Origin of the sequence: Rhodococcus sp. OK611 (assembly GCF_003050885.1) — a bacterium.
Classification (GTDB): Bacteria; Actinomycetota; Actinomycetes; order Mycobacteriales; family Mycobacteriaceae; genus Rhodococcus_G; species Rhodococcus_G oryzae.
The window spans coordinates 1-26,999 of sequence record NZ_QAOZ01000023.1 but is presented as its reverse complement, the minus strand read 5'-3'; the positions used below and the strand labels follow the sequence as shown (position 1 = coordinate 26,999).

27 protein-coding genes, 1 rRNA gene and 1 pseudogene are annotated in these 26,999 nt (G+C 69.2%); 17 read left to right on the top strand and 12 right to left on the bottom strand.

The window, feature by feature from the left end; genetic code table 11:
* Window position 1: 1 nt before the first annotated feature.
* The 3 genes from C8K38_RS24800 to C8K38_RS24790 all read right to left on the bottom strand — a co-directional run bounded on the left by C8K38_RS24800 (window position 2) and on the right by C8K38_RS24790 (window position 4,285).
* Window positions 2-2,797, bottom strand: a complete 2,796-nt coding sequence (locus C8K38_RS24800) for a cation-translocating P-type ATPase (RefSeq protein WP_097214025.1) — start codon at window positions 2,795-2,797, stop codon at window positions 2-4.
* A gap of 32 nt (window positions 2,798-2,829) precedes the next feature.
* Window positions 2,830-3,633, bottom strand: coding sequence for a polyphosphate kinase 2 (ppk2, locus tag C8K38_RS24795; RefSeq protein WP_245221600.1), 804 nt, complete (start codon window positions 3,631-3,633; stop codon window positions 2,830-2,832).
* 253 nt (window positions 3,634-3,886) lie between these two features.
* On the bottom strand, window positions 3,887-4,285 hold the full coding sequence (locus C8K38_RS24790) for a DUF7144 family membrane protein (protein ID WP_097214024.1): 399 nt from the start codon (window positions 4,283-4,285) through the stop codon (window positions 3,887-3,889).
* A gap of 184 nt (window positions 4,286-4,469) precedes the next feature.
* Between C8K38_RS24790 and C8K38_RS24785 the strand changes: the two are divergent.
* From C8K38_RS24785 to C8K38_RS24765, 5 genes and pseudogenes are all read left to right on the top strand, one after another.
* Window positions 4,470-4,655, top strand: a pseudogene (locus tag C8K38_RS24785) (three-helix bundle dimerization domain-containing protein); the annotation flags it as partial.
* A gap of 321 nt (window positions 4,656-4,976) precedes the next feature.
* A complete protein-coding gene (locus C8K38_RS24780; protein WP_257017801.1) occupies window positions 4,977-5,423 on the top strand; it encodes a DUF6325 family protein in 447 nt (148 codons plus the stop codon).
* 16 nt (window positions 5,424-5,439) lie between these two features.
* Entirely contained in the window at window positions 5,440-5,733 is a 294-nt protein-coding gene (locus C8K38_RS24775; protein ID WP_097214023.1) for an SHOCT domain-containing protein, read from the top strand.
* 92 nt (window positions 5,734-5,825) lie between these two features.
* Window positions 5,826-7,091, top strand: a complete 1,266-nt coding sequence (locus tag C8K38_RS24770; protein ID WP_097214022.1) for an MFS transporter — start codon at window positions 5,826-5,828, stop codon at window positions 7,089-7,091.
* Between the two features lie 12 nt (window positions 7,092-7,103).
* Window positions 7,104-7,448, top strand: coding sequence for a YciI family protein (locus C8K38_RS24765; protein WP_097214021.1), 345 nt, complete (start codon window positions 7,104-7,106; stop codon window positions 7,446-7,448).
* Window positions 7,449-7,459: 11 nt separating this feature from the next.
* Here the strand turns inward: C8K38_RS24765 and C8K38_RS24760 are convergent, their stop codons facing one another.
* Window positions 7,460-8,650 carry an MFS transporter gene (locus C8K38_RS24760; RefSeq protein WP_097214091.1) on the bottom strand — a complete coding sequence of 397 codons (1,191 nt, stop codon included), beginning with the start codon at window positions 8,648-8,650 and terminating at the stop codon, window positions 7,460-7,462.
* A gap of 137 nt (window positions 8,651-8,787) precedes the next feature.
* On the opposite strand from C8K38_RS24760, the gene C8K38_RS24755 reads away from it, so the two are divergent.
* Complete coding sequence (locus C8K38_RS24755) at window positions 8,788-9,240, top strand: MarR family winged helix-turn-helix transcriptional regulator (protein WP_097214020.1); 453 nt, start codon at window positions 8,788-8,790, stop codon at window positions 9,238-9,240.
* Between the two features lie 13 nt (window positions 9,241-9,253).
* Here the strand turns inward: C8K38_RS24755 and C8K38_RS24750 are convergent, their stop codons facing one another.
* On the bottom strand, window positions 9,254-9,688 hold the full coding sequence (locus C8K38_RS24750) for a hypothetical protein (RefSeq protein WP_077042365.1): 435 nt from the start codon (window positions 9,686-9,688) through the stop codon (window positions 9,254-9,256).
* A 25-nt stretch (window positions 9,689-9,713) separates the two neighbouring features.
* Window positions 9,714-11,279: a carboxylesterase/lipase family protein gene (locus C8K38_RS24745; protein ID WP_373560298.1), complete on the bottom strand. Its 1,566-nt coding sequence runs from the start codon at window positions 11,277-11,279 to the stop codon at window positions 9,714-9,716.
* A 165-nt stretch (window positions 11,280-11,444) separates the two neighbouring features.
* On the opposite strand from C8K38_RS24745, the gene C8K38_RS24740 reads away from it, so the two are divergent.
* From C8K38_RS24740 to C8K38_RS24720, 5 genes are all read left to right on the top strand, one after another.
* Window positions 11,445-12,260, top strand: a complete 816-nt coding sequence (locus C8K38_RS24740; RefSeq protein ID WP_097214019.1) for an SDR family NAD(P)-dependent oxidoreductase — start codon at window positions 11,445-11,447, stop codon at window positions 12,258-12,260.
* A gap of 19 nt (window positions 12,261-12,279) precedes the next feature.
* Window positions 12,280-13,191: a TIGR03619 family F420-dependent LLM class oxidoreductase gene (locus tag C8K38_RS24735; RefSeq protein ID WP_097214018.1), complete on the top strand. Its 912-nt coding sequence runs from the start codon at window positions 12,280-12,282 to the stop codon at window positions 13,189-13,191.
* A 176-nt stretch (window positions 13,192-13,367) separates the two neighbouring features.
* Window positions 13,368-13,820, top strand: a complete 453-nt coding sequence (locus tag C8K38_RS24730; protein ID WP_097214017.1) for an SRPBCC domain-containing protein — start codon at window positions 13,368-13,370, stop codon at window positions 13,818-13,820.
* Entirely contained in the window at window positions 13,817-14,170 is a 354-nt protein-coding gene (locus C8K38_RS24725; RefSeq protein ID WP_077042369.1) for an ArsR/SmtB family transcription factor, read from the top strand. Before C8K38_RS24730 ends, C8K38_RS24725 begins: the two co-directional genes overlap by 4 nt.
* Window positions 14,171-14,217: 47 nt before the next feature.
* Window positions 14,218-14,661, top strand: a complete 444-nt coding sequence (locus C8K38_RS24720; protein ID WP_097214016.1) for an SRPBCC family protein — start codon at window positions 14,218-14,220, stop codon at window positions 14,659-14,661.
* Between the two features lie 121 nt (window positions 14,662-14,782).
* Here the strand turns inward: C8K38_RS24720 and C8K38_RS24715 are convergent, their stop codons facing one another.
* The 4 genes from C8K38_RS24715 to C8K38_RS24700 all read right to left on the bottom strand — a co-directional run bounded on the left by C8K38_RS24715 (window position 14,783) and on the right by C8K38_RS24700 (window position 18,869).
* Window positions 14,783-15,556: a hypothetical protein gene (locus C8K38_RS24715; protein ID WP_097214015.1), complete on the bottom strand. Its 774-nt coding sequence runs from the start codon at window positions 15,554-15,556 to the stop codon at window positions 14,783-14,785.
* 130 nt (window positions 15,557-15,686) lie between these two features.
* Window positions 15,687-16,439: a VOC family protein gene (locus C8K38_RS24710; protein ID WP_097214014.1), complete on the bottom strand. Its 753-nt coding sequence runs from the start codon at window positions 16,437-16,439 to the stop codon at window positions 15,687-15,689.
* A 191-nt stretch (window positions 16,440-16,630) separates the two neighbouring features.
* Window positions 16,631-18,409: an AMP-dependent synthetase/ligase gene (locus C8K38_RS24705; protein ID WP_097214013.1), complete on the bottom strand. Its 1,779-nt coding sequence runs from the start codon at window positions 18,407-18,409 to the stop codon at window positions 16,631-16,633.
* Window positions 18,402-18,869 (bottom strand): MarR family winged helix-turn-helix transcriptional regulator, encoded by a 468-nt coding sequence (locus tag C8K38_RS24700; protein ID WP_373560297.1) that lies wholly within the window; start codon window positions 18,867-18,869, stop codon window positions 18,402-18,404. Before C8K38_RS24700 ends, C8K38_RS24705 begins: the two co-directional genes overlap by 8 nt.
* A 275-nt stretch (window positions 18,870-19,144) precedes the next feature.
* Here C8K38_RS24700 and C8K38_RS24695 point away from each other — a divergent pair, with 275 nt between their 5' ends.
* The 6 genes from C8K38_RS24695 to C8K38_RS24670 all read left to right on the top strand — a co-directional run bounded on the left by C8K38_RS24695 (window position 19,145) and on the right by C8K38_RS24670 (window position 25,996).
* Entirely contained in the window at window positions 19,145-19,906 is a 762-nt protein-coding gene (locus C8K38_RS24695) for a GntR family transcriptional regulator (protein ID WP_097214012.1), read from the top strand.
* A complete protein-coding gene (locus tag C8K38_RS24690) occupies window positions 19,906-20,133 on the top strand; it encodes a 4Fe-4S dicluster domain-containing protein (RefSeq protein WP_027502301.1) in 228 nt (75 codons plus the stop codon). The genes C8K38_RS24695 and C8K38_RS24690 overlap by 1 nt, the downstream gene beginning before the upstream one ends.
* Before the next feature lie 40 nt (window positions 20,134-20,173).
* The gene (locus C8K38_RS24685) at window positions 20,174-21,619 is read left to right on the top strand and encodes an ABC transporter substrate-binding protein (RefSeq protein WP_097214011.1); all 1,446 of its coding nucleotides are present in this window, start codon (window positions 20,174-20,176) and stop codon (window positions 21,617-21,619) included.
* A gap of 86 nt (window positions 21,620-21,705) precedes the next feature.
* Window positions 21,706-22,503: an ABC transporter permease gene (locus tag C8K38_RS24680; protein ID WP_257017816.1), complete on the top strand. Its 798-nt coding sequence runs from the start codon at window positions 21,706-21,708 to the stop codon at window positions 22,501-22,503.
* Window positions 22,500-23,303 carry an ABC transporter ATP-binding protein gene (locus C8K38_RS24675; protein WP_097214010.1) on the top strand — a complete coding sequence of 268 codons (804 nt, stop codon included), beginning with the start codon at window positions 22,500-22,502 and terminating at the stop codon, window positions 23,301-23,303. The genes C8K38_RS24680 and C8K38_RS24675 overlap by 4 nt, the downstream gene beginning before the upstream one ends.
* Complete coding sequence (locus C8K38_RS24670) at window positions 23,303-25,996, top strand: fumarate reductase/succinate dehydrogenase flavoprotein subunit (RefSeq protein WP_097214009.1); 2,694 nt, start codon at window positions 23,303-23,305, stop codon at window positions 25,994-25,996. Before C8K38_RS24675 ends, C8K38_RS24670 begins: the two co-directional genes overlap by 1 nt.
* A gap of 21 nt (window positions 25,997-26,017) precedes the next feature.
* On the opposite strand, the gene C8K38_RS24665 is transcribed toward C8K38_RS24670, so the two are convergent.
* Both C8K38_RS24665 and rrf read right to left on the bottom strand, forming a co-directional pair.
* Window positions 26,018-26,809, bottom strand: a complete 792-nt coding sequence (locus C8K38_RS24665; RefSeq protein ID WP_257017800.1) for a GNAT family N-acetyltransferase — start codon at window positions 26,807-26,809, stop codon at window positions 26,018-26,020.
* Window positions 26,810-26,906: 97 nt separating this feature from the next.
* A 5S ribosomal RNA gene (gene rrf, locus C8K38_RS24660) occupies window positions 26,907-26,999 on the bottom strand; the annotation flags it as partial.

The following is a 26,999-nucleotide window of genomic DNA, read 5'->3' as shown; positions in this document are numbered from 1 at the left end:
GTCAGGCTGTGCGTGCCCGCGCCGGGTCGACCGCGACGGCGGCGGACAGGAGTTCCGGTGGCCCCGAGAGTCGACGCCTGCGACGCCGGATCACCTTCTCGGTCTCGATCACGACCGGGATGATCAGCGCCCAACCCATGCAGGCGAGCCACTGTCCACCCGTCAGGGACGTCGTCATGAGCAGATCCTGGAGGAAGCCGAGCTCGACCGCGAACACGGTGGCGATGATCGGGATGGAGAGGATCTTCAGCGCACCGAGCACGGGAGCGGCGAGACCGGATTCGGGATCGCGCCTCATGACCAGGCCACTGAGGACCGACCCGATCGACAGCACCACGAACGCCATCGTCATCGGCACGCTCGCCTCGGTCGGACTCATCGGGCCGGGGGCGACGAGCATCGCCGCCAGGGTGACGGCGAACTGCAGGACCCCGTATGCCAGCCACTGGATGAACGCCTTCCGGTGTGCGATAGGGAGTTTCGGATCCCGGGGCGGTTTGCTCATCAGGTCCGCAGGCAGCGGGTCGAGCATGATGACGGCGACCGGGAACAGGGTGATGAAGAAGTTCTGGAACAGCACCATCAGTGGGGTGAGGGCGATGCCGTCGTTGATGTCGAACACGCTCGCGACGAGGAACAACAGCACCATCGCGAACAGCTTGGCCATCTGATAGCGGACGTACGACACGATCTTCTCGTAGATGCCGCGACCCAACCGGATCGCGGTGACCAGCGTCCCGAAGTTGTCGTCGGTCAGCACCATCCGCCCGGCCTGCTTGGTGACCTCGCTCCCCGACCCCATCGCCACCCCGATGTCGGCCTTCTTCAGCGCGGCGGCGTCATTGACGGCGTCGCCGGTCATCGCCACGATCGCGCCGCCCCGCTGCATGATGTCGGCTAGGCGCAGCTTGTCCTGCGGCGTGACGCGGCCGAAGACGTGGAGTTCCGGCAGGGCCGCCGCGAGTTCCTCGTCCGTCATGGCCTGGAGTTCGGCGCCGCCGATCGCGCCCGGCCCGAGTCCCAGCTCGGCGCCGATCGCGGATGCGGTGATGGCATGGTCGCCGGTGATCATCCGGACGTCGATGCCCGCGGAGTGGGCGGTGCGCACGGCGTCGATCGCCTCCGGCCGGAGCGGGTCGATGATCCCCACCATGCCGACGAACGTGAGGTCCTCGACGAACGACATCGGGTCCGCGGTCACGGCCGCCTCCTGGCCGTCGAGCAGCCGGGTGGCGAAGGCCAGCACGCGAAGCCCTTTCTCCGACATGGCGCGGTTGGCGGCCACGAGTTCGTCCCGAACCTCGGCCAGCGGCACCGTCTCCCCGCCGGGGACGAACGCGGTCGCGCAGCGGGCCAGGACCACGTCGGGTCCGCCCTTGACCAGCTCCGCGAACCGGGTACTGCCGCGAACCGGAAGATGGTGGAAGGTCGCCATGAACTTGTAGGCGGAATCGAACGGCACCTCGGCGACGCGCGGGTACGTCCGCCGGGTGAGCGGGGCGTCGACCCCGATCTTGGCCGCGAGCACCACCAGCGCGGCCTCGGTCGGATCGCCGACCACCTCCCCGGAGTCGGAGACGGTCGCGTCGCTGTCCAGGCACAGCCCGTAGGCGAGCAGGGTGAAGTCCGGCACCGCCTCGCCCGCGACCTGGGCGATCGTCCCGGCCTTGCCGTAGCCCTCGCCGTCCACCGTGAACCACCGGCCGTGAAAGTACAACGAGCGCACCGTCATCTGGTTCATGGTCAGGGTGCCGGTCTTGTCGGAGTTGATCACGCTCGTCGCGCCGAGGGTCTCGACGTCGTTGAGGTTCTTCACGATCGCCTTCGCGTCGGCGAGCTGGCGCGCCCCGTAGGCCAGCATCGCCTGGACGAACGTCGGCATACCGGTCGGGATGGCCGAGACGGCCATCGAGATGCCCAGCAGCAGGAGCGTCGTCAGGCTCTGCCCGCGCAGCACACCGAGGATCACGATGATCGCCACGGCCGTCCATGCGATGACGGACAGCACCTTGGTCAGCGCGTTCAGCTCGCGCTGCAAGGGGGATTTGCTCGGTGCGACGGCCGAGAGCATCGACGCGATCAGGCCCATCTGGGTGCGCATGCCGGTCTCGGTGACCACCATGGTGGCGGTGCCGCGGGTGACCGAGGTGTTCTGGAACACCATGTTGTTGCGGTCGCCGAGGGCGACGTCGGCGGTGTCGAGCGTCCCGGGATCCTTCGCGATCGGTGCGCTCTCACCGGTCAGCGCCGCCTCCTGGGTCTCGAGGGTGGCCGACCGCAACAGCCGGCCGTCGGCGGGGACGATGTCGCCCGCCTCGAGCGCGACGATGTCGCCAGGGACGAGTTCGGTCGCGTCGAGCTCGGTCAGCGTCCCGCCGCGGATCACCCGGGCCTGCGGCGTCTGCATCTTCGCGAGCGCGTCCACGCTGGCGCGCGCCTTCAGTTCCTGCTGCGTGCCCAGCACGATGTTGAGCACCACGAGAGCCGCCACCACGAGCGCCGTCGGCACCTCGCCGATGATCACGCTGACGACGGCCACCGCGACCAGCATCAGATTCATCGGATCCTTCAGCTGCAGCAGGGCGATCGACCACGTCGAGGGTGCGGGTTCGGCCGCGATCTCGTTGCCGCCGTACCGCCGCCGCCGCGCGTCGACCTCGCCGTCCGTCAGGCCCGACGTCGGGTCGGTGTCGAGCGCCGCGACGACGGCGTCCGCGTCCTGGGCGAACCAGGTCGCTTCGGATTCGGCGGTGGTGCGTGTGTGCACCCGGTCCGGTGTTGGTTCCGTGGTGGCCATGACCGCTGCTCCTCGCCGGGTACTCGGAAACGTCAGTAAGGAGTGGGAATCCAGTGCAACGGCAGAGCCGGTGCGCGGTATCCGCCGGGGTCCTGCCGCTTCGGCAGGGTGACGTCGGGACGCTCGAGCGGGGTGTACGGGATCTGGCTGAGCAGGTGACTGATGATGTTGAGCCGCCCCCGCTTCTTGTCGTCGTTGAGCGCGACAAACCAGGGCGCCAAGCCGGAATCGGTGAACCGGAACATCTCGTCACGGGCCCGCGAGTAGTCATACCAGCGGCTGTAGGACTTCAGATCCAACGGGGAGAGCTTCCAGATCTTCCGCGGATCCTCGATGCGACTCTGCAGGCGCAGCGTCTGTTGTTCCTCGCTCACCTCGAGCCAGTACTTGAGCAGGATGACCCCCGACTCGACGATCACGCGCTCGACCACGGGGATGAGCTCGAGGAACTTCCTGGCCTCGTCCTCCGTGCAGAAACCCATGACCCGTTCGACGCCTGCCCGGTTGTACCAACTGCGGTCGAAGATGACGACCTCCCCGGCGGCGGGCAGATGCGGCACGTACCGCTGGAAGTACATCTGCGACTTCTCCCGCTCGGTCGGGGCGGGCAGGGCGACCACCCTGAACACCCGCGGGCTCACCCGCTCGGTGATCGCCCTGATCACCCCGCCCTTGCCTGCGGTATCGCGGCCCTCGAAGACGATGCAGACCTTCGCCCCGGTCGACTTGACCCACTCCTGCAGCGCGACCAGCTCGGCGTCGAGCACCTTCAGATGGCGGCGGTATTCCTTGTTCGTCATCGGCGGGGCGTGCTCCTCGGCCGACGAATCGATCAACTCGCCGGCCTCGGCAGGCTGCCGACCGGTCTGCTCGGAGCGCTTCTCGGACTTCTTGTCCTTGGATTTGCCCACCGGGTTCTCCCTCGGCCGTCCTTGTGTGCGGTGCTCGTCCAGGACTTCACCAGGTTCGCCGACAGCAGGGCCGCGGCACCGAGGTGCGCGGCCCTGCTGTCGGACTTGTCACCGAATTGTCCTGCTTTCCACTGTGTTTCCGGTCAGACCGTGTTTCCGGTCAGACCGTGTTTCCGGGTCAGACTGCTTGCGGCTTCCAGGTGGACACCGCCCAGATCACCACCACGTCGAGGGCGATGATCAGCACCGACCACCACGGGTAGTACGGCAACCACATGAAGTTGGCGATGATCGAGATCGCCGCGATCACGATCGCCGCGATCCGCGCCCAACCGGCCCCCGTGAACAGCGCGACACCGATCGCCGCCACCACCACGCCGAGCACGATGTGGATCCAGCCCCACGTGGTGAGGTCGAACTTGTAGGTGTAGTCGATGCCGACGACGAAGACCTCGTTCTCGGCCACCGCGGCGATCCCCTGGAAGAACTGGATGATGCCAACGGTCACCAGGATGACGGCCGCCCCCATCGACGTACCCGCCGCGATTCCCTGTTCGGCCGGCGACTTCTCAGACATGACGGTCCCCTTCCTCGCAACCGAATGGTGCTATGTCCCCAGTGTCCGCTTCCCGCACCGCTTACATCGCGGATTCGAAGATCGAATCCCGCGAGCCAGGGAAGCGTCCGCGGAGTGAACCGTGCCTGTCTCGAGTCCTTTTCGAGTCTTGACCGCGGTGGAGAATCGGGCAGACCATGAGTCCATGACCGGCGATGACGAACTGCTTCAAGTCGAACAGGTCATCGCGCGTCTGACCGCTCGCTACCCGTCCATATCGCCGATCGACATCGAGCACACCGTACGCACGATCCACCAGCGTTTCGCCGACGGCAAGGTGCGCGACTTCGTTCCCCTGCTCGTCGAGAAGGCGGCCCGTCGGGACATCGCGGGCTGGGTGACCACGCAGCCGCGAACTCCCACGGCACTGTCGCGGCCCGCGACCGAGGCCGGCGGAACGGACGCACCAGCGGCTCTGGGCCAGCGCCGACAACGCCGAGCCGCGCGATGGCCCGGTTTCCTGGCCGCGTGGCCCTCCAGGTGAGATGCTGGCATGCGTCGGGGAAGGGCCGTGATGCCGCGGTTGCCCCCTGGTCCGAATCCATTCGCCGAGAGCAGCATGCGGGGCCGACAGCAAGCCACCGCACCCCCGATCGTGCACCACTCGAACACCGTTCTGACCACGGCCATCTTCAACGAGAGAGGTCCTGTAGTGAACAACGAATTCGACGAAGTCGGGCCCATCGACTACCTCGTGGTGGAGTTCCCCGCCGACCGGCAGCCGGACGGCTCGGCATTGCCGATGCTCCGCGACCTGGTCGACAACGGCATCATTCGCGTGCTCGACCTCGTGTTCGTCCGCAAGGACACCGACGGATCGCTGGCCGGGATCGCGATCGACGACCTCGGCTTGGAGGGCGGCATCGACGTGACGCTGTTCGCCGAGGCGTCGTCGGGACTGGTGAATCCAAGCGACGTCGAGGAGGCAGGCGCGATCCTCGAACCCGGCTGTTCCGGAGCGATTCTCGTCTACGAGAACCTGTGGGCAGCCCCGTTCGCCGCGGCGCTGCGCCGTGGCGGCGCGCAACTGGTGGCCTCGGGCCGCATCCCCCTACAAGGCATCATGGCGGCACTCGACTCACTCGACGCCGACAGCTGAAGAGAAGGAGCACACCATGCCTGGACTACTCCGTGGCGTCGCGCGTACCGCCGTCGTGGCCGGGACCGCGACCGCGGTCTCGAATCGCGTTTCCCGTCGGCAGGGTCGGCGATGGAACGCCGAACAGGAGACCCAACAGGCGCCCCCGCAGGCCGCGCCGCCTCCGCCCCCGCCGCCGCCCGCTGCCGCACCACCCTCGGGCGGCGTCGATCGCATCACCGCCCTGAAACAACTCGCCGAACTCAAGGACCAAGGAGTTCTCACCGAGGACGAGTTCAACGCGGAGAAGGCCAGGATCCTGGCCTCCTGACCACACCGCCGCGCGAGCAATAATCGATCGCGCGGCGGTGGCGGGTTCGCTAGCCTCGGGACATGTCTCCTCCAGCCTGAGAGAACCCCGACATGACTGCGACGACGGCCACGGCCGCACGCCGGTACACGCCGCTGGCCCTGATCAACCTCGCGACCCTGCTCTCGGCCACCGGCAATGGCATCACCATCGTCGCGCTGCCGTGGCTGGTGCTCGCCAAGACCGGCCGGGCCACCGACGCCGCCGTCGTCGCGGGCGCCGCCACCCTGCCGCTGCTGCTCTCGAGCCTGTTCTCCGGCACGGTGGTCGACCGGTTCGGCCGCCGCCGCACCTCGCTGGTCTCCGACTTCCTGTCCGCGGTGTCGGTGGCGCTGATCCCGGTGATGTCCGCGACGGTCGGGCTGTCGGTTGGTGGCATCGCGGCGCTCGCCGCACTCGGCGCCGCCTTCGACCCGGCAGGCATCTCGGCCCGCGAATCCATGCTGCCTGCCGCGACGAAGGAGGCCAGGTGGTCGTTGGACCGGGTGAACAGCCTGTACGAGGCCAACTACAACGTCGCGTACCTGATCGGCCCCGGCATCGGCGGCGTGCTGATCGCCACGGTGGGCGCGGTGAACACCCTGTGGGTGACCTCCGTCTGCTTCGCGCTCTCGATCCTCACCATCGCCTTCCTCCGGCTCGAGGGCGCGGGCGCCCCCGATCACGAGACCAGGCCGGAATCGATGTGGAGCGGCACGCTCGAGGGCCTGAAGTTCGTGTGGCACAACCGGTTGCTGCGCACCCTCGCGCTGGTCGACATGGCGATCGTCGCGCTGTACATGCCGGTGGAGAGCGTGCTGTTCCCGGTCTACTTCACCGAGCGCGGCGAGCCCGCGCAGCTCGGCTGGGTGTTGATGGCGATGAGCATCGGCGGCGTCATCGGGGCCCTGACGTACGGTGCACTCGCCGCCCACGTCAAGCGCCGGACCCTGATGCTGCTGGCGGTGACCGCGCTCGGCGGGTGCATGGTCGGCATGGCGTTCCTGCCTGCGCTGTGGGTCACGCTCACGCTGGCGCTGCTGGTCGGCCTGGTGTTCGGGCCGGTCGGGCCGATCGCGAACTACGCGATGCAGACCCGCAGCCCCGAGCACATGCGCGGCCGTGTCGTCGGCGTCATGACGTCCACCGCGTACGCCGCGGGCCCGCTCGGCTACCTGCTCGCAGGCCCGCTGATCGATGCGGTCGGCCTGCGAATCACCTTTTTCGCACTGTCCATCCCGGTCCTGGTGATCGCCGCCGTCTGCTTCACGCTGCCGGCATTACGCGATCTGGATGCACCGGTGGCCGATCCGGTCGACACTCGACGCACCAGGGAGTGAGAGAGGAATGCCATGACGCAGTACCTGCTCAGTGTCTACCAGCCCGACGGACCGGTCCCCGCGCCGGAGATCCTGGAGGGGATCATCGAGGACATCGACGCCTTCAACCAGGAACTCAAGGCCGCGGGCGCGTGGGTGTTCGCAGGGGGCCTGCACCCGCCGGAGCAGGCGACGGTCCTGCGACCGAAGAGCGGCGAGGTGCTCGTCACCGACGGCCCGTTCGCGCAGGCTGAGAATCATCTCGGCGGATTCACGATCATCGAGGCGCCGGACCTCGACACCGCGCTCGGCTGGGGCCGCAAGCTGGCGGCCGCGACCACCCTCCCGATCGAGGTGCGCCCGTTCCAGGTGGGCTGACGCCCCGATCCTCACGCGGCGACCGGAACACGCTCCTCCCCCGCGACGCCTGCGCCCCGGTCGACGCGGGTCGCGATCAGCAGCACGCCCAGCCCCGCCGCGGTGACGGCCGCACCGATCCAGATCGGTGAGACGAACCCGAACCCGGCGGCGATCGCGAACCCACCGAGCCACGCGCCGAGTGCGTTACCGACGTTGAAGGCGGCGATGTTCGCGCCCGACGCCATGGTGGGCGCTTGCGCCGCGTAGTTCATGATCCGCATCTGGAATCCGGGGACCGTCGCAAAACCGAAGGCTCCCATGAGGATCAGGGACACCACCGTCATCGTCTTGCTCTGGGCGGTCAGCGCGTACACGATCAGCACCACGGTCAGCCCGGCGAGGAGCGTCACCAGCGACGCGGTCAGCGCCCGGTCCGCCGCCTTGCCGCCGACGTAGTTGCCCACGAACAGGCCGACGCCGAACAGGATCAGCAACCACGGCACCGTGGTCGAGGCGAACCCGCTGACCTCGGTGAGTGTGAAGGCGATGTAGGTGAAGGCGCCGAACATGCCGCCGAAACCGAGGACGGTGATCGCGATCGAGAACCACACCTGCGGCGAGCGGAACGCACGCAGCTCGCCACCGAGCCCCGCCGAATCCGCTGCGTCCGAACGGGGTACGGGTGGGACCAGCGCGGCGATGCCGGCCAGCGCCACCACACCGATCACCGTGATGGCCCAGAACGTGGAGCGCCACCCGAACTGCTGTCCGAGCAGGGTGCCGAACGGCACGCCAAGGACGTTCGCGATGGTCAGACCCGTGAACATCGTGGCGATGGCGCCTGCGCGCTTACCGGGCGCCACCAGATCGGCAGCGACGACCGCTCCGATCCCGAAGAATGCGCCGTGGCACAGCGCCGCGACGACGCGGCCGGCCATGAGCACCTCGTAGGTGGGCGCGACCGCGGAGAGCAGATTGCCGACGACGAACAGCACCATCAGCGACATGAGCACCCGTTTGCGGTCGAATCGCCCCACCGCAGCGGTCAGCGCGATGGCACCGATCGCGACCGACAGCGCGTAGCCCGAGATCAGATGACCCGCGACGGACTCGCAGACCCCGAAATCCGCGGCGACCTCGGGCAACAGCCCCATGATCACGAATTCGGTGAGGCCGATTCCGAAGCCCCCCATGGCCAGGGCGAGTAGTCCCAACGGCATGCGAATGCCCTCCATAGTTCGATTGCTCAAGCAGATAGATGGCGTAGGCAGTAGTTGCACGCGCCCCATAGATAGTTGCACGCGCCTGCTAATGGCGCAAGCCATGTATGGTGGGGCAACCGATTGGGAGGTATCTCGTGGGGATCGCCGACGACGCCGTCGAAATCCGAGCGCAGGGGTGGCGCACCCTCGCGGCGCTGCACGGACTGCTCGACACCGAGCTCGAACGCGCGCTCCAGCGCGAACACGATCTCTCGGTGGTCGAATACACGGTGCTCGACGCACTGAGCCGTCAGGACGATTGGCACATGCGGATGTCGCAGCTCGCCAGGGCGGCCGCGCTGAGCAGCAGCGCGACCACCCGGCTGGTGAACCGGCTCGAGAGCCGGGGACTACTGACCCGGTATCTGTGCCAGGACGACCGTCGGGGCATCTACACCGAGGTCACCGAGGCAGGCCGGGCCCTGCTGGAGCGGGCGCGACCCACCCACGACGCGAAGCTGCGCGAGGCGCTCGACGAGGCCTGCGCCATACCGGAACTCGCGCCGCTCGTGGCGGCACTCCACACCGTGGGCGCAGCACAGGGCTGACGCACGGCAGCGGTCAGCGCGAGACGACCAGCAGGAAGCCGCCGCCGCCAGGCTCGATCTTGGTGTCGAGCGTCAGCTCGGGCGCCAGCCGGGACAGCCGGTCCAGCAACCAGGCGGACGCGTCCTCGGCGTCGGACTTCGAGGGGCACCGCGCGACGGCGACCCGTCCTGGCTTGCGGGTGAGCTGCTCGACCACGCCGATGATCGGCGCCGGATCGATGACGAACAGCGCGTCCGACCACGGCACAACCGGCTTGATCGCGCCCTTCTTGGTGTTGCAGGCGCGGTGCGCGAGCCGCTCCGGCCCGCCCTTGCCCTTCTTGGCGGTGTTGATGCTGTCGATGCTCGGACCGCGCGGGTCGTTCACCGACATGTTCGGGTCGACGGGTTCGTCGCACAACCAGCAGCGCCACGATTCCCGTTCGCCGACCTCATCCAGCTTGCTCATACGCATGACGCTACAGCGGTCCCGGTCACCGGAACCCCATCACCTTGTCGCCCCACGCGGCCCGCAGCTCCTTGTCGGGGTCGCTCGCCAGGGTGTCGGTCTTGTCGATGAGCAGCGTCGCCCTGGTGTCCTCGCGGTACGGCGCCCAGTGCTTGGACGCGTCGAGCGCCGCGGGCACGCCGTGCTGCGCGAACGCCAGCCACCGCCGCTGCACCCGGCCGGATACCTCGAGCGCGGCCTTGCGCCCGCCGAGCCAGAAGGTCGGGTCATGATTGAGCGTGCCGAAATTGCCGAACACATAGGGCAGTTCGGTGGCGTGCCCGGCGCCGACCCGGGCCGCCCACAGCATCGGGGTGGCGTGGTCGAACCGGTACACCCAGGTGGGCGAGTGCTTGCTGTGCGCGTCGGCGATCCACAGGCACGGCATCCGGAAGGCCGCGTCCCGCGACACCGCGAGGGCACCGCTGGTCTTCGACCAGTCCGGGTAGGCCGAGATGATCTCCGCGACGCGGATCGCGGGCAGCTTCGGGTGGTCGGCGGCGATCGCGGTGAACATCTGGTTCACGGTGTCCGCGGTGACGGGCATGATCGGCGACCTGGTCAGCCGGAAGATCGACGCCTCGTCCTTGTTGGTGCCGATGATCAGGGGGATGCGGTGCGCGAAACCCTTCTGGAATGCGGCGACCGGGTACCGCGGCACCAGGTCGCCGTCGACCACGGGGGCCATCGACAGCGTGCCCGGCACCGAGGTCGTCACCTCGTCGAGCAGCACGTCACCCGCCGCGGTCAGCTTTTCGATCGGCAGCTCGCACAGCCGGCCGGCCTCGTCCTCGCTGACGCCGACGATCTCGAGGAAGCGCCTGGCCACCGACGCCGCCCGCTCGGCGCCGTAAACCGATGTGGCGGGCGCACTTTGCACGATGGCCTTGTGGAAGAGACCCTCCGCTCGCGGTGAGGTCATCAGCGTCGTGATCGACCCGGCCCCCGAGGACTCCCCGAACGCGGTCACGTTGTCCGGGTCCCCGCCGAACGCGGCGATGCACTCACGTACCCATTCGAACGCAGCGATCATGTCGCGGAGCCCGATGTTGGTCTCGAAGGGATGCTCGTCGGTAGAGAAGGTCGAGAGGTCGAGGAACCCGAGCACGCCGGTCCGGTAGTTGACCGTGACCACCACGACATCGCCCAGCTCGGCCAGCCGCCTACCGTCGTAGACGCTCTGCGACGACGAGCCGACGCAGTACGCACCGCCGTGGATCCAGACCATCACCGGGCGCGGCGTCCCGTCCGGCCGGGGCGCCCACACGTTGAGCGAGAGGCAGTCCTCGTCCACCACCGAGCCCGGTTCCATCGGCACCTGAACCGTCTTGGCTTGCGGGGCGATGGGGCCGAAGTCCCGGCAGTCGCGCTCGCCCAGCCACGGGGACGGCGCCACCGCGGACCGGAACCGCCGCGCGGCGCCTGCGGCGGCATACGGGATCCCCTTCCAGGCGAACACCGTGCCCGTCGCGTAGCCGCGCGCGTCGCCGTCCCGGGCGGACACGGTCAGCGTCTCGGCCGGGGTCGCGGTCACATCCAGTCCGGTGGGCACGGCAGCCTCCTCGCAGCGGGATCCCAGCCAACGTACCAAGGATGTGCGACCACCTGCTGGAACCGCCGGGGGCACTGGGAGGCACGCCACACCCGGCGCGAACCCCGCTCCCGTTGATCGGGAAGAACGACTGCGACGTCGACGGCGGTGGTCTGTGATGGAGCCATGCCATCACGAGCCGCATTCACCCCCGGCGCCCTGCTGTCGGGCCGGCGCGCGGTCGTCACCGGCGGTGCGGCGGGCATCGGCGCGGCGGTCGCGCGGTCGTTCGCCGCCCACGGCGCCCACGTCCTGGTCGCCGACCTCGATCCGGTCACCGATCTCGGGTTCGACCCGGCCGCGGGCGGAACGATCGAGGCCGTCGAGGCCGACGTCCGCACGGCCCCGGTACCCGCGGCGCTGCTCGAGCACCGGCCGGACATCCTGGTGAACAACGTCGGCCACTACCTGCGCCCGCCGCGCCCGTTCGCCGAGAACGAGCCCGAGCTGTGGGAGCAGCTGCACGAGGTCAACCTCGGTCACGTGCTGCGGCTCACGCACTCCCTGCTGCCCGGCATGGCCGAGCGCGGCGACGGATCGGTCATCAACCTCACCACCGTCGAGGCGCATCGCTCGATGCCCGGGCACACCGTCTACTCGGCATACAAGGCCGCGCTGATGCAGTTCACCCGTTCGCTCGCCGCCGAGGTCGGCCCGGCGGGGATTCGGGTCAACGCCATCGCCCCCGATCTCATCGAGTCGGTGCAGGTCCCCTACGCCGAGCTGGTGCCCGAGGAGCAGGCGCCGCTGTGGCCGACGTGGTCCCCGCTCGGCGGCCCCGGGCAGCCGGAGGACGTGGCGGGCGCCGCCCTGTTCCTGGCGTCGGACCTGTCCCGCTTCGTGACCGGCGGCACCATCCACGTCGACGGCGGCACGCACGGCGCGGGCGGCTGGGTGCCGCGCGCATCCGGCGGCTGGACCAACCGCCCCCTCAATCCCTGACCAGTTCCGAAGGATCACCATGCCAACGCTCAGTCTCAACGTCCCCAACTTCGGGAACCTGCTCGCCGCAGACGATTTCGGGCACCTGCTCAAGGTCTGCCGCGCCGCGGACACCGCCGGGGTCGATCGGCTGATCCTCACCGACCACGTCGTGATGGGCCCGGACACGTCCGCCTACTCCTGGGGCGCCTTCCCCACCAACCCCGACGCGCCATGGCTGGAGCCGATGACGGTGCTCGCGCTGGTGGCCGGGCAGACCGAGCGGATCCGGCTCGGCACCGGGATCGTGATCGCCGCGCTACGCGGCGGGGCGGTCCTGGCGAAGACGGCCGCGACACTTGATCTGCTGTCGGGCGGCCGGGTCGACCTGGGCGTCGGGACCGGCTGGCAGGCAAAGGAATACGAGGCGGTCGGGCTGGACTTCGCCAAGCGCGGCCCGCTGCTCGACGACACCCTGGCGGTGTGCCGGGCATTGTGGGAGGGCGCACCCGCCGCGGTCGCCCGCCCCGGCATCACCTTCGACGACGCCCACTGCTCGCCCCGGCCTGCGGCGGGTCGACGCATCCCGATCTGGGTGTCCGGCACCCTGTCGAAGGCGGTGGTCCGCCGCCTGACCACCTGGGGCGACGGCTGGATTCCCATCATGGGCGCCACCGACGACGACCTCGGCGCGGGAATCGAGCGGCTGCGCGACGCTTTCGCCGACGCGGGCCGCGACCCGGCCGAGCTCCAGGTTCGTGGGCGGCTGACCGTCGAGCGGACCGGCAGCGGCGCGGTCGACCTGCCCGCCACCGTCGCGAACGCCGCGGCGCAGGCACGGCTGGGTGTCACCGATGTGAGCGTCGCCCTGCAGGCCCTCGACGCCGATCCCGACGCGGCCGCTGCCCTCCTCCCCGAACTGGTCGCGGCGTTCCGCGCGGAGTTCAGCTAGCCCCGCGCCCCGCCGAGTGTGCAGCTGCCGGGGCATCGCCCGAGTGCGGGCGACGGCAGCTGCACACTCGGCGCAGCACCGCTTCCGCCAATATGCAACCAATGGTTGCGCGATGCCGAACCCTCGGCTAGCGTGATGTGCAACCAAACGTTGCATATCGAGGAAGGGTGCAGAACATGGAGTTCGGCAGCATCGAACGAGAGATCTACGTCGACGCCTCGCCCGAGGTGGCCTTCGAGGTGGTCAGCAGCCCCGAGCACATCTCGGAGTGGTGGACCGACCACACCGAGATCGAAGCGACTCCCGGAGCGGTCGGTGAGCTCGTCTGGGGCGACCGCGCCAAGGTCGTCCCGATCAAGGTGGTGAACGCCGAGCCGCCCCGTTTGTTCTCGTTCCGCTGGTGCTTCCCCGAGGACAAGGTCGTCGACTCCGCCGACTCGCTGCTGATCACCTTCGAGCTCACCCCGTCCGGCACGGGCACCAAGATCCGGTTCACCGAGACCGGGTTCCGGGAGATGGGCTGGGAGGCCGCGAAGTTGGAGGAGCAGTACCTCGACCACAGCACCGGCTGGGACCGATTCCTGCCCAAGCTCGGGGAGTACCTCGCGCGGCTGGTGTCCACCCCGTGAGCACCGCCGTCGACGACGACCTGTGGTCCGCGGTCGGGGATCCGACCCGTCGGCGGATGCTCGACCTGCTCCTGGCGGCCGGCGACGGCACGGCCACCAGCCTCAGCGAGCAGCTGCCCGTGACACGGCAGGCCATCGCGAAACATCTCGGTGTGCTCGACCGGGTGGGCCTGGTGCACGCCACGCCCGCCGGGCGAGAGAGGAGGTATCGGGTGGACGAGGCGCAACTCGCTCGCGCGGTCGCGCAGTTGTCCTCGGTCGGGGCGGCGTGGGACGCCAGGCTCCAGCGGATCAAGCGCATCGCCGAGGCGATTCAGCGCACGAAAGACCAGCGCGACACACAGCACTGAATTCCGACAGGTCATTCGAAAACCAACACCGGAAAGAGGGACCGAAAATGGTAGACATCCTGCACAGGGTCGGTATCAAGGCATCGACGGCCGAGGTCTACGCGGCCTTGACCACAGCCGAGCGGCTCGCCGCCTGGTGGACGACCGACACCAAGGGCGAAGGCAACGACGTCGGCGGTGTGCTCCAATTTCGTTTCGGAGCAGGCGGATTCGACATGAAGGTCGACGAACTCGTTCCCGGCAAGCGCGTCCAGTGGGAAGTGATCGACGGACCGGAGGAATGGGTCGGCACCCATGTGATCTGGGACCTCGATCAGGTCGACGACTACACTGTCATCCTCTTCAACCACCAGGGTTGGAAGGAGCCGGTGGAGTTCATGCACCACTGCAGCACCAAGTGGGCGCTCTTCCTGATGAGCCTGAAGTCGCTGATCGAAACCGGGACGGGCGCGCCGGATCCGCACGACGTCAAGATCGACAACTGGAACTGATCGACCCACCCGGGGCACCAGCGCTGCATCGCCGAGTGTGCACCTGCCGGGGCATCGCCCGAGAGCGACCGCCGGCAGGTGCACATTCGGCGTCCGCGGCGGCTGGGACGGTCCGCGACGGCTATCCGGCGCGGCGGGACCCCAGCGGCGCGCGGTCGGCGCCCTCGATCTGCCAGAACGTCCACCCGTCCCTGGTCTCGACGTCGCCGCTGATGTGACTGGCGACGGCATTGGCCGCGACCGTCGGATTGTCGAAGCGGCGGCCCTCCATCGGCCCGCGGGTGATCTCGAGCCGACCCGTCTGCTCGTCGTACATGCCGACGAGCCGGTAGCCCTCGAAGTCCGCGACCACCTGCAGCCTCAGGTCGACGACCTCCTCGACGACCGCGGACTTCTTCGTGCGGGTGATCGGCACCAGCTTCGGCCGGCTCGGCTCGGCCACCGCACCGACGGGCTTGCGACTGGGGTCCTTGACGTCGGACAGCCCGAGGAGGTCCCAACGCGCGCGGCCGTGCTCCACCCGTTCGACGGCGATGGCGTGGCTACCGGTCCGGGTGCGCCCCGGAACCTCCTTCACCCACAGATCGACCTCGCTGTGGATGTCGGCGGCGACCTCCTCGGACGGGACGACGAAGTACTCCTCCGGGGAGGTGGCCAGGTCGACGAACACCCAGAACTGGGATCCGGTGTCATCGGTGTCCAGCGCACCGTCCTGCTTGCGTGCCTGCCAGTCGCCGTCGAGCTTGGTTCGCACCCGGACCACGCAACTGTCGTCGCCGACGCCCCACACCTGAACCGGGTTGCGCCGCGAGTGGGTGAGGCGGACCGCGCGGCCACCGCGCTGGGCGACCTCCGAGATGAATGCCTGAATGCCCAGGCTGGCAGTGTTCTCCATGGTATCCGTCCGTGCCGCTCAGCCCGTGCAAATGTGAGAGCAGTGGGGCGACGGGCGACGCGGACACGACTCGGTCTCTGACCTCCACCTTACGTGCATGTGGACGCGCCGTGACCCACAGCACGGGAGATCACCGTTCTTGCAGCACCGAGAGGATGTTGCCTGCCGGATCGGTGAACCATGCGATGTAGGGTCCACCGCCCCGGAAGATGCCCCGCTCGTCGGCCTCCATCCCCGGGTACCGCTCGAAGGTCACGCCCCGCTCGCGCAGTGCGTCGACCGCCGCATCGATGTCCTCGACCGGGAAGTTCAGGATGGTGTACGTCGCCGGGATGTGGGCCTGCTTCGGGTACACCAGCACCGTCTTACCCCCGCCGACCTGCAGCGCGAGCAGGCCGAACTGCTCGGTGACGGTCAGGCCGAGGGTGTCGCGGTAGAAGGCCGCGGCCGCCTCGAGGTCGTCGACCGCGAAGCCGCTGTACGGCGCCGAGTTCAGCGTGGCCGACGGGGCGGGTACCCGGGCGGCCAGGTATCGCGCACCGAGCTCGATGATCTGGAAGTAGTTCCCGTCCGGGTCGATCAGCGTCCCGAAGAGCATCCCCTCGGAGCGTTCCTCGAGCGGCACCAGCCAGTCTGCATCCATCTCGTCCAGGCGGGCCGCGACCGCTGCCGCATCGTCGACATGGAAGTTGAGGATCGTGCGGCCGGGCTCGGGGTTCTTCTCCGCGACATCGTCGCGCTGGTCGAACAGGACGCTGACGCCGCCGAATCGGACGTCGCCGTCCGGGGTAGGTGTGGCGTCGAACGCCCGGCAATACCAGTCCCGAAGGCGATCGGGGTCCGGGCTCGCAAGCAGAATGGAACCGAGGTCGGGGCTGGTCATGTGTCCTCCCGGATGCGAGTGCCGGTCTCGACACTGCACCCGACCGGGCCCTGGCGCAAGGGCGACCCGCCGGGAGGACCTGCTCGATTTCCGAAAACGTAGCTTCCCCACGGGCGGTGCCCGGCAACTACGGTTCGCCAGGACACCAGCACCGACCGATAGAGGGATGTTCTCAGTGAAGCGCGACCGGGTCAGCGGTACAGCGCGTCGATCTCGTCGGCGAAGCGCTCGGTGACCACCTTGCGCTTGATCTTCAGGGTCGCGGTCATCTCGCCGTCCGCCTCGGTGAGGTCGCGGTGCAGGATCGCGAACTTCTTGATCGCCTCGGAATGCGAGACGGTGCTGTTCGCGTCGTCGACCACCAGCTGCAACGCGGCCTGCAGGTCCCGGTCCTCGCTCAGGTCCGCGACGGACGCCGAGGCGGGCTTGCCGTTCTCGGTCTTCCACAGCGCGAACACGTCCGGGTCCACGGTGAGCAGCGCGGCGATGAAGGGGCGTGCGTCCCCGACGACCACGGCCTGCGAGATCAGGGCGTGCGAGCGCATCCGGTCCTCGAGCGGTCCCGGCGAGACGTTCTTGCCGCCCGCAGTGATCAGGAGGTCCTTCTTCCGTCCGGTGATGGTGAGGAAGCCGTCCCCGTCCAGCTCGCCGAGGTCGCCGGTCCGCAGCCAGCCCTCGTCGAAGGTGTCGGCGGTGGCCTGCTCGTTGTGCCAGTACCCGCCGAACACCACCCCGCCGCACAGTTCGATCTCCCCGTCGGCCGCGATGCGAACGCCGTTGCCACCCATCGGCTGTCCGACGGTGCCCATCTTGTGTGCACCCGGGACGTTGACGCAGTGCGCCGCGGTGGTCTCGGTGAGTCCGTAGCCCTCGTAGATCGGCACGCCGACACCACGGAAGAAGTGCCCGAGGCTGGGCATCAGCGCGCCGCCACCGGAGATGGCCCACCAGCACTCCCCGCCGAGCGCGGCCCGGAGCTTCGAGTAGACGAGCCGATCCGCGACCCAGTGCTGCGCGCGGAGCACCGGGGACGGACCACCCGCATCGAGCGCCTCGCTGTAGCGGACGGCGGTCTTCTCGGCGAAGCCGAAGATCGCCTTCTTGACGGCGCCGCCCTGCGCGGCGCTGTGCGCGGCCGAGTCGCGGACCTTCTCGAACACCCGCGGCACGCCGAGGATGGTGTGCGGCTGGTACCGGGCGAACTGCCCGACGACGGTGCTGAAGTTCGACCAATGCGCTTGCGCTCCACCGGCTTCGAACATCGCCAGTGACACGGCGCGGGCCAGGACATGGGCAAGCGGCAGGAAGGTGAGCATCCGGTTGCCGGGCTTGGCCACCTCGCCGACGCTGGCGCTGAGGATGCCGCGAACCTCGGACAGGAAGTTGCGGTGGGTCAGGATGCAGCCCTTGGGCCTGCCCGTGGTGCCGGAGGTGTACACGAGCGACGCCAGGTCGTCGGCCCGGATCGCCGCGACCCGGTCGTGCACCTCGGCATCGTCGAGGTGCTCGCCCGCCGCGATCAACGCGCCCACCGCGTTGTCGTCGATCTGGCGGACACCCAGTCCGGAACCGTCGAAGGCCGACGCGTGCCGATCGGATTCGACGATCGCCGTCACCGCTCCCGAATCCTCTGCGATCCAACGGATCTGGTCGGGTGACGACGAGTCGTAGATCGGCACCGACGCGGCGCCCGCCGCCCAGATCGCGAAGTCGAACAGCGTCCATTCGAACCGGGTGGCGGACAGCAGGATCACCCGATCACCGCGGGCCACCCCGCCCGCGATCAGGCCCTTCGCGACACCGACCACCAGATCGGCGAACTCCGCCGCGGTGACGTCGACCCAGTCGCCGCCGATCGGTCGGCTGAACAACACCCGCTCGGGCGCTTCCTGCGCGTGCCGGTAGACGGAACGGACGAGGGCGTCGTCGTCCGCGATGGTGAACTGGGCGGTGGTGGTGAATTCACGCACGGGGGTCTGCTCCGATGCTCTGGTCGGTGTCATGGTCTGCGGTACTGGTGCGGAACCGGTGCAGCATGCGGGCGAGGTCGGCGATGTCCGCGGCCGACCAGTCCCGGACCCGCTCCCCCACCTCGTCACGGCGGCGCCGGTCGGCGCCGGTGAGGACGTCGCGGCCGGCATCCGTGAGGCTGAGCGGATGCCCGCTGCGGATCGGTCCGGGCTCGGCCTGGACCCACCCGGCGTCGACGCATCCGCGCAGCTGCCGCGACACGGTCGACCGGTGCACCCCGAACGCCTCGGAGATCTCCGTCGCCCGGCATCCCGGATTGCGCTCGACATAGGAGAGCACCGAGTGCTGGGCGAAGGTGGGCAGCCCCTCGGCGGGACGCTCCCCCGTCATCAGCTGGCGGACCAGGTGCACGAGCTCCTCGTGTACCTGGGCGACGGCCGCGGTCGATCGTTGTTGCACAACGCAACTATAAACCCGCCAAGACGCCGTCCGACTCGGGCCCGGGCCCGGCCGGCGAATCCGAACATTCGGATCAGCGTGATCCGAACTCCGCCGTGCCCCCTCGCGGCGGCGCAATCGTCCGCCGGCCCGTCGTTTGCCCAGGTACGCCCGCACCGCGGGTGGCGCAATCGCCTCACCACCCCGGCGGCCGCGAAGTGAGCGGCCGGGGACCCGCTAAACCGCCGCTACTGTCGGCATTCGTCCAGGTCACCGGCCCCGAAGGAGGGAAGCAGATGAGCGCAGCCACCGAGCCGCCGCCGAGCCGCCGCTCCCGCGCCGATCGGGCCCGCCAGGTAGCGGACGTGCTGCGCCAGCAGACCCTGGCCGGCGCGTTCGCGGGCACCCTGCCGCCGGAGCACGCCCTCGCCGTCGAATTCGCGGTCTCCAGGAACACCGTGCGGGCGGCCCTTTCGCTGCTCAAGGACGAGGGCCTGATCGAGCGCGCGCCGCGCGTCGGCACCCAGGTGTCGGGACGCAAGTTCGACCACGGCATCGACACCCTGCTCGGCCTGAAGGAGACGCTCCGCGAGCACGGCGAGGTGCGCAACGAGGTACGCGCGGCCCTGCGCCTCGTGCCTCCGCCCGCCGTCGCGCGCCGCCTCGAGCTGGACCGGGGCGAGCCCGCGGTCTACATCGAGCGGCTCCGCTACCTCGGCGACCTGCCGCTCAGCCTGGACCTGACCTACCTCGTCCCGGACCTCGGCGAGGAACTGCTGCGCCGCGACCTCGCGGGCAACGACATCTTCGCCCTGATCGAGGAGGTCTCCGGCAGGCCACTCGGATCGGCCGAGCTGGCCATCGAATCCGTCAACGCCGACGCACACACCGCGGCCGCACTGCAGGCCCCCGAGGGCGCCGCGCTGCTGCTCCTCGAACGACTCACCACCCTCGACGACGGCAGGCCCGTCGACCTCGAGTACATCCGCATACGAGGTGACCGCATCACCATGCGGGGCAACCTCTTCCGCACGAACCAACCATGGGAGCTGACCTGATGGCACTGGTCAACCAACGCGCCGACGTCCCCGTCACCATCGATGAGTCGCTCTGCATCGAGGGGTGCACCCTCTGCGTCGAGATCTGCCCGCTGGACTCGCTGGCGATCAACCCGGACAACGGCAAGGCCTTCATGCACGTCGACGAGTGCTGGTACTGCGGCCCATGCGCGGCCCGCTGTCCCACCGGCGCAGTCACCGTCAACATGCCCTTCCTGCTCCGCTAGCCGCCAGGCACCGGACAACCCGACCACCAAGGACCCGAACATGAAACGCCGCATCCCCGCGGCGGCGATGGCCGCTGCCCTCACCACGGCCGTGCTCGCCGGCTGCTCCCTCGACAGCGACTCCGGCGGCGGCGCAGGCGGCACGGATGCCGTGCCCGTCGTCATCGGCTACCAGTCCAAGACGATCAACACGGTCACCGCAGGCACCCTCCTCAAGGCACAGGGCTACCTCGAGAAGCGCCTGGCCGCAGTGACCGAGCGGACCGGCACCGCGTACTCCGTGCAATGGCAGGACTATGACACCGGCGCACCCATCACCGCCCAGATGGTCGCCGAGAAGATCGACATCGGTTCGATGGGCGACTATCCGATGCTCATCAATGGGTCCCGAACCCAGGCCAACCCGCGCGCGAAGACCGAGATCGTCTCGGTCACCGGCTACAACCCCAAGGGCGCGCTGAACATGGTTGTGGTGCCTCCGGATTCGCCTGCGACCGGTCTCGCCGACCTGGCCGGACAGAAGGTGTCCGCGAGCGTCGGCTCCGCAGGCCACGGCACCCTCGTGCAGGCCCTCGACCGCGCCGGACTCGACCCCGCCACCGGAGTCGAGGTGCTCAACCAGCAGCCACAGGTCGGCTCGTCCGCGCTCGAGTCCGGGCAGGTGGCCGCGCTGTCGCAGTTCGTGGCGTGGCCTGGCCTGCTGGTGTTCCAGGACAAGGCGAAACTCCTCTACGACGGCGCGGAGCTGAACCAGCCGACCCTGCACGGGGTGGTGGTGCGCGAGTCGTACGCCGAGCAGCACCCCGAGGTGCTCGACGCCTTCCTGCTCGCGCAGCTCGACGCCACCCGATTCATCCGCGGCGAGCCCCTCGAGGCGTCACGGATCGTCGCCGAGCAGAGCGGACTGCCACAGGAGGTGGTCTACCTCTACAACGGCCCCGGCGGCACCTCGTTCGACCCGACGCTCAAGCCCCGCCTGGTCGACGCCCTGAAAACCGATGTGCCCTACCTGAAGTCGATCGGCGACTTCGCCGACCTGAACATCGACGGATTCGTCGACGACGCGCCGCTGCGTGCCGCCTACGCGACCGAGGGCATCGAGTCCTACGACGCCGCGGTCGCCGTCACCGCCAACCCCACGGCCCTGACCGGCACCGACCCCGCGTGCGGAGTCCCCGTCGCCGATCCCGCGCAGGCGAGCGAGCTGTGGTTCGACGGCGCGACGCAGACGCAGCCCGCGGCCGACCCCACCTGCCTCCTGCGCTCGGTCAAGAAGGCGCGCGCCGAGGGCAGGGGCATCCGGGCCGCCTACGTGCCCGACGCGGAACTGGGCACCCGCTGGTTCGCGGACAAGGCGGTGTGGGTGCGCGACGGGGCTCGCTTCCTGCCCTTCACCACGGCCGCCGCGGCGGAGCACTACCTGCACAAGAACCCCGCGAGCGCCCCGATCACCTACGACCGCGCCGTCGAGGAGGTCCGGCAGTGACCGCGTCCGTGACCGCCCCCGGCACGCGCGCGTCCGCGCGGGAGTCGGTCGTGCCTGCGGAGGACGCGACGCCTGACCCCGGCGCAGTGAACCGGACCGACTGGCCCGCCCGGTGGCGGTCCCGGGCCATCCGGATCACGTCGGTGATCGCCGCGGTGCTGGCCTGGCAGTTGCTGACGGCCAACGGCGTTCGGCTGTGGCTGCGGTTCGACACGTTGCCGACCGTGACCGAGATCGTGACGGCGTACGGCGAACAGCTGCGGACCGACCTCTTCTACCTGGACCTCGGTCAGTCGCTGATCCGGATCGTGTCCGGGTTCGGCCTCGCCACGCTGGCGGGGGTGGCCGTCGGTGTCGCGCTCGGACGCTCCCGCCTGTTCGCCGACACCGTCGGCCCACTGGCCGAACTGGCGCGGCCCATCCCGGCGATCGCCATCGTGCCGGTGGCGATCCTGCTGTTCCCCAGCGACGAGGCAGGCATCGTCTTCATCACCTTCATCGCCGCCTTCTTCCCGATCATGGTCAGCACCCGGCACGCGGTGCGGGCGCTCCCGACCATCTGGGAGGACTCCGTGCGCACCCTTGGCGGCAGCCGCTGGGACGTCCTCGGCCGCGTGGTGATCCCCGGGATCCTGCCCGGGGTGTTCGGCGGGCTGTCGGTCGGCATCGGGGTCGCGTGGATCTGCGTGATCTCCGCCGAGATGATCTCGGGCCGACTCGGGGTCGGCTACCGCACCTGGCAGGCATACACGATCGTCGACTACCCGGGCGTGTTCGTCGGCATGATCACCATCGGCATCCTCGGGTTCTCGACATCCGCGGCGGTCGAACTGCTCGGCCGCCGCGTCACCCGGTGGCTGCCCCGAGGGGAGAACACCAGATGACCACGGCAACAAGCGAAGAGAAGGTCGCGGCGGGCATGTCGCTGGCCCTGGACGACGTCACGCTGTCCTACACCGGCACCCCCGTCGTCCGTTCCCTGTCCCTGACCGCCCTGCCCGGCGAGATCCTGGTCCTGACCGGGCCCTCGGGCTGCGGGAAGTCGACGGTGCTCCGCGCCCTGGCGGGCCTGCTGGCGCCGGACTCCGGCCACATCCTCGCCGATGGAGCCGCCGTCACCACCACCTCGCGGGATCGCGCCGTGGTGTTCCAGGACAACGCGCTCCTGCCGTGGCGCACGGTCCGGTCCAATATCGAACTCGCGCTTGCGCTTCGCGGACAGCCGAGATCGGGGCGCAGGCGCGACGCGGAGCGGTGGATCGAGGAGGTCGGGCTCGCCGGCTTCGCGGACTTCCTGCCCAAGAACCTCTCCGGCGGTATGCGTCAGCGGGTGCAGTTGGCGCGCGGCCTTGCCGGTGCGCCCCGGGCCGTGATGATGGACGAACCGTTCGGGGCACTCGACACCCAGACCCGCGCGACCATGCAACGCCTGCTCGTCGAGACCTGGCGCACGCACCCGACGACGGTGGTCTTCGTGACCCACGACGTCGACGAGGCGGTCCTGCTCGGCGACCGGGTCGCGGTACTCGGGCGCGCGGGCGCCCCGCTGCGCACCATCGTCGACGTGCCGCGGCCGCGGGACCGCGACGCCCTCGACCACCCCGACACCCGAGCCGCCCGCGCGAAAGTCCTGGCCGCGCTGGGCCACCCGAGCGTCGGCCCGACGAACACCCCGGAGAACTGATGGACATCCCAGACCTGGCCGACACCATCCGCCTCGATTGCGACGTACTGGTCATCGGCGGCGGCACCGCGGGCACGATGGCCGCGCTGACCGCCGCCGAGAACGGCGCCGACGTGCTGCTGCTCGAGAAGGCACACGTCCGGCATTCCGGCGCGCTGGCCATGGGAATGGACGGCGTCAACAACGCCGTCATCCCCGGCAAGGCCGAGCCGGAGGACTACGTCGCGGAGATCACCCGCGCCAACGACGGAATCGTGAACCAGCGCACGGTCTACCAGACCGCGACCCGCGGCTTCGCGATGGTGCAAAGGCTCGAGAAGTACGGCGTCAAGTTCGAGAAGGACGAGTACGGCGAGTACGCGGTCCGCCGGGTGCACCGCTCCGGTTCCTACGTGCTGCCGATGCCCGAGGGCAAGGACGTGAAAAAGGCGCTGTACCGGGTGCTGAGGCAGCGGAAGATGCGCGAGAAGATCCGGATCGAGAACCGCCTGATGCCGGTGCGGGTCCTGACGGATCGGGGGCGGGCGGTCGGTGCGGCGGCACTGAACACCAGGACCGGGGAGTTCGTCGCGGTCGGGGCGAAGGCGGTCATCCTGGCGACCGGCCCGTGCGGACGGCTCGGGCTGCCCGCGTCGGGATACCTGTACGGCACCTACGAGAACCCGACCAACGCCGGCGACGGCTATTCGATGGCGTACCACGCGGGGGCCGAGCTCAGCGGCATCGAATGCTTCCAGATCAACCCGCTGATCAAGGACTACAACGGGCCGGCCTGCGCGTACGTCGCGAACCCGTTCGGCGGCTACCAGGTCAACGCGCAGGGCGAACGCTTCGTCGATTCCGACTACTGGTCCGGACAGATGATGAGCGAGGTCAAACAGGAGATCGAATCCGCACGCGGCCCCATCTATCTCAAGGTCAGTCACCTGCCGACCGAGACCCTGGACACGCTCGAGTCCATCCTGCACACCACCGAACGGCCCACGCGCGGAACGTTTCACGTGAATCGTGGCCACGACTACCGCACCCACGACATCGAGATGCACATCTCCGAGATCGGTCTGTGCAGTGGGCATTCGGCGTCGGGCGTGTGGGTGGACGAGCACGGCGCGACGACCGTGCCCGGGCTGTATGCGGCGGGCGACCTGGCGTGCGTGCCGCACAACTACATGATCGGCGCCTTCGTGTACGGGGACCTGGCGGGGACCCACGCCACCGGCACCCTGCCTGCCGTGGACGCGCCGACCGACCTGCCCGCCGATCAGCTGCGCGAGGCGCACGAGCTGATCTACCGGCCGCTCCTGCACCCGGACGGACCGCCGCAACCGCAGGTCGAGTACAAGCTGCGGCGGTTCGTCAATGACTATGTGGCGCCCCCGAAGACCGCCACCAAGCTGTCCATCGCGGTCGAGACCTTCGAGCGGATGACCGCGGAGATCCAGGGAATGGGGGCGACCAGCCCGCACGAGCTGATGCGGTGCGCGGAGGTGTCGTTCATCCGGGACTGCGCGGAAATGGCGTCGCGCAGCTCGCTCACCCGCACCGAGAGCCGGTGGGGCCTGTACCACGAGCGGGCGGACCTGCCCGGCCAGAACGACTCCGAGTGGGGGTACCACCTGAACCTGCGCAAGGGCGCCGGGGGCGGGATGGAGTTCCTCAAGCGACCGGTGGCACCGTACTTCGTATCGGTGCCGGGACTGGACGATCTTCCCCCGCGTGATCAGCGGGTCGTGCCGGTGACGCAGCCGCCGCTGGTGGGCGGGCGCGCGCCGGTCGAGTCCCCCTCTCGGGTGAGCGCCACCCCCTCAGAGGTCCAGCCCCGCTCCCCCCGGATCGTGGAGATCCTCGGACTCGACAGTCCGACCGCGGCGCAGTTGCGCCCTTATCTGATCGATGCGGACCCGCAGGTGCGCTCCACTGCCATCGCCACGCTGACCGAGGCCACCCCCGACGGCTTCGACGCCCTGCTTGTCGCAGCGCTCGGCGACGAGGACGCGTCCGTGCGCCGGGTGGCCGCGGAGGGACTCCGCGAACTGGTCGAGGTGCTGCCCTCGGCGGAGGGGCTGGCGCTCCACCTGGGCTCCGGCGACCCTGTCGTCCGGTCCACCGTGGTCGACCTCCTGCGGGCGTTGCGCACCGGGACGGCCGCGCAATACCGGGCGGCACTCGCCGACGTCGACCATCGGGTCCGCATCGAGGCGGTGCGCGCTCTGGTAGCCCTGAACGATTGGGAGACGGTGGCGACCGCATCCGCGGACGAGAATCGTGAGGTGCGGATCGCCTGCGCCCAGGGCCTCGCGACCATCAGCCTCGGGGGTCTCGAGGCGGTCCGCACCCTCGCTGTCGACCGGGACCCCCTCGTCCGGGCGGCCGCGCTTGCGGCCTTCGCCTCGCTTCGCCCCACCGGGAACGATGTGGCGCTGGCCGTCGCCGGGCTGACGGAGTCGGCCTGGCAGATCCGGCAGGGCGCGGCCCGTGCCCTCGCCGGCGCACTCCCTGAGAACGCGGTGCCCGCACTCGAGACGGCCCTCGGCGACGTACACCTCGACGTCCGAAAGGCCGCCGTGCTCACCCTCACCACCTGGACGGAAGACCCTGCGGCACAACAGGTGCTGCGCATCGCGATCGACGACTCGGACGCCGACGTGCGCGCCTACGCCCGGCGCGCGCTCACCGAACGGATCCGGGCCTGAGACACCGGCCCGACACTCGGTTCACCCCCGTCGCAGCGCGTATTCGGTATACGTGCCGACGGGGGTGAATCCGATCCGCTCATAAACGGGGGCACCGTCTACGGATGCCTGCAACACGACGCGATCCACGCCTTCCGTCCTCGCGTGGTCGATCGCCGCAAGGGTCACCGCCGTGCCATATCCCCGCCTGCGATGGTCCTCGAGGGTCACCACGCCGTAGAGGCCGGCAACACCGGCTGCCAGATGAATCTCCGCCCCCGCCACCGGTTCTCCAGCGCTATAACCGACGACGAAGGTGCTGGCGCATTCGCCACTCAGGATCGCCGACCCCGCGGCGTCGAAGTAGTCGAACACCGCCGATGAGGGCGGCGTCCAGTTCCTGGCCATCAGGTCCGCGTAGTCACGCAACTGCTCGCGATTGGTCACAGTCACGACTGTCAGGACCGCACTTGGCGCGGGCGACGGGATCTCCGTCATCAGCGCGGTCATCGCCAGCTCGGTCTCCGACGGCCGAACGCCCCGCGCTCGCAGCATCTCTCCCAGGTTCGAGGGCGTCGAGGTCGGTGCCACCCACCACGAGAACGGACGACCGGCCGCGCGCACCGTGGCCAGAATCTCCTCGAGCCGTGCCTGCGCCGTGTGCGGTGCCAAGCGCGCCCGGCACACGATGTTGAAGGTGTCATCGTCCAGTCCGCTGTCCGCGATCAGGATGTCACCGGATTCGTATACCGTCGCGCCGGCGACCGTCGGATGCAGGTGCGCCGCATGAGACGCAAGATTGAGATCCATCGCTTCCACCAGGTCGTCACCCACAACACGATCCTAGTTGTGCTCAACAGACCCCGGATATGCGAAATGCCTCGCATCGCAGTCTCTTTCGAGTCTGTGATGCGAGGCATTCGCAATTTATGTTCGGCGGTGTCCTACTCTCCCACACCCTGTCGAGTGCAGTACCATCGGCGCTGGAGGGCTTAGCTTCCGGGTTCGGAATGGGTCCGGGCGT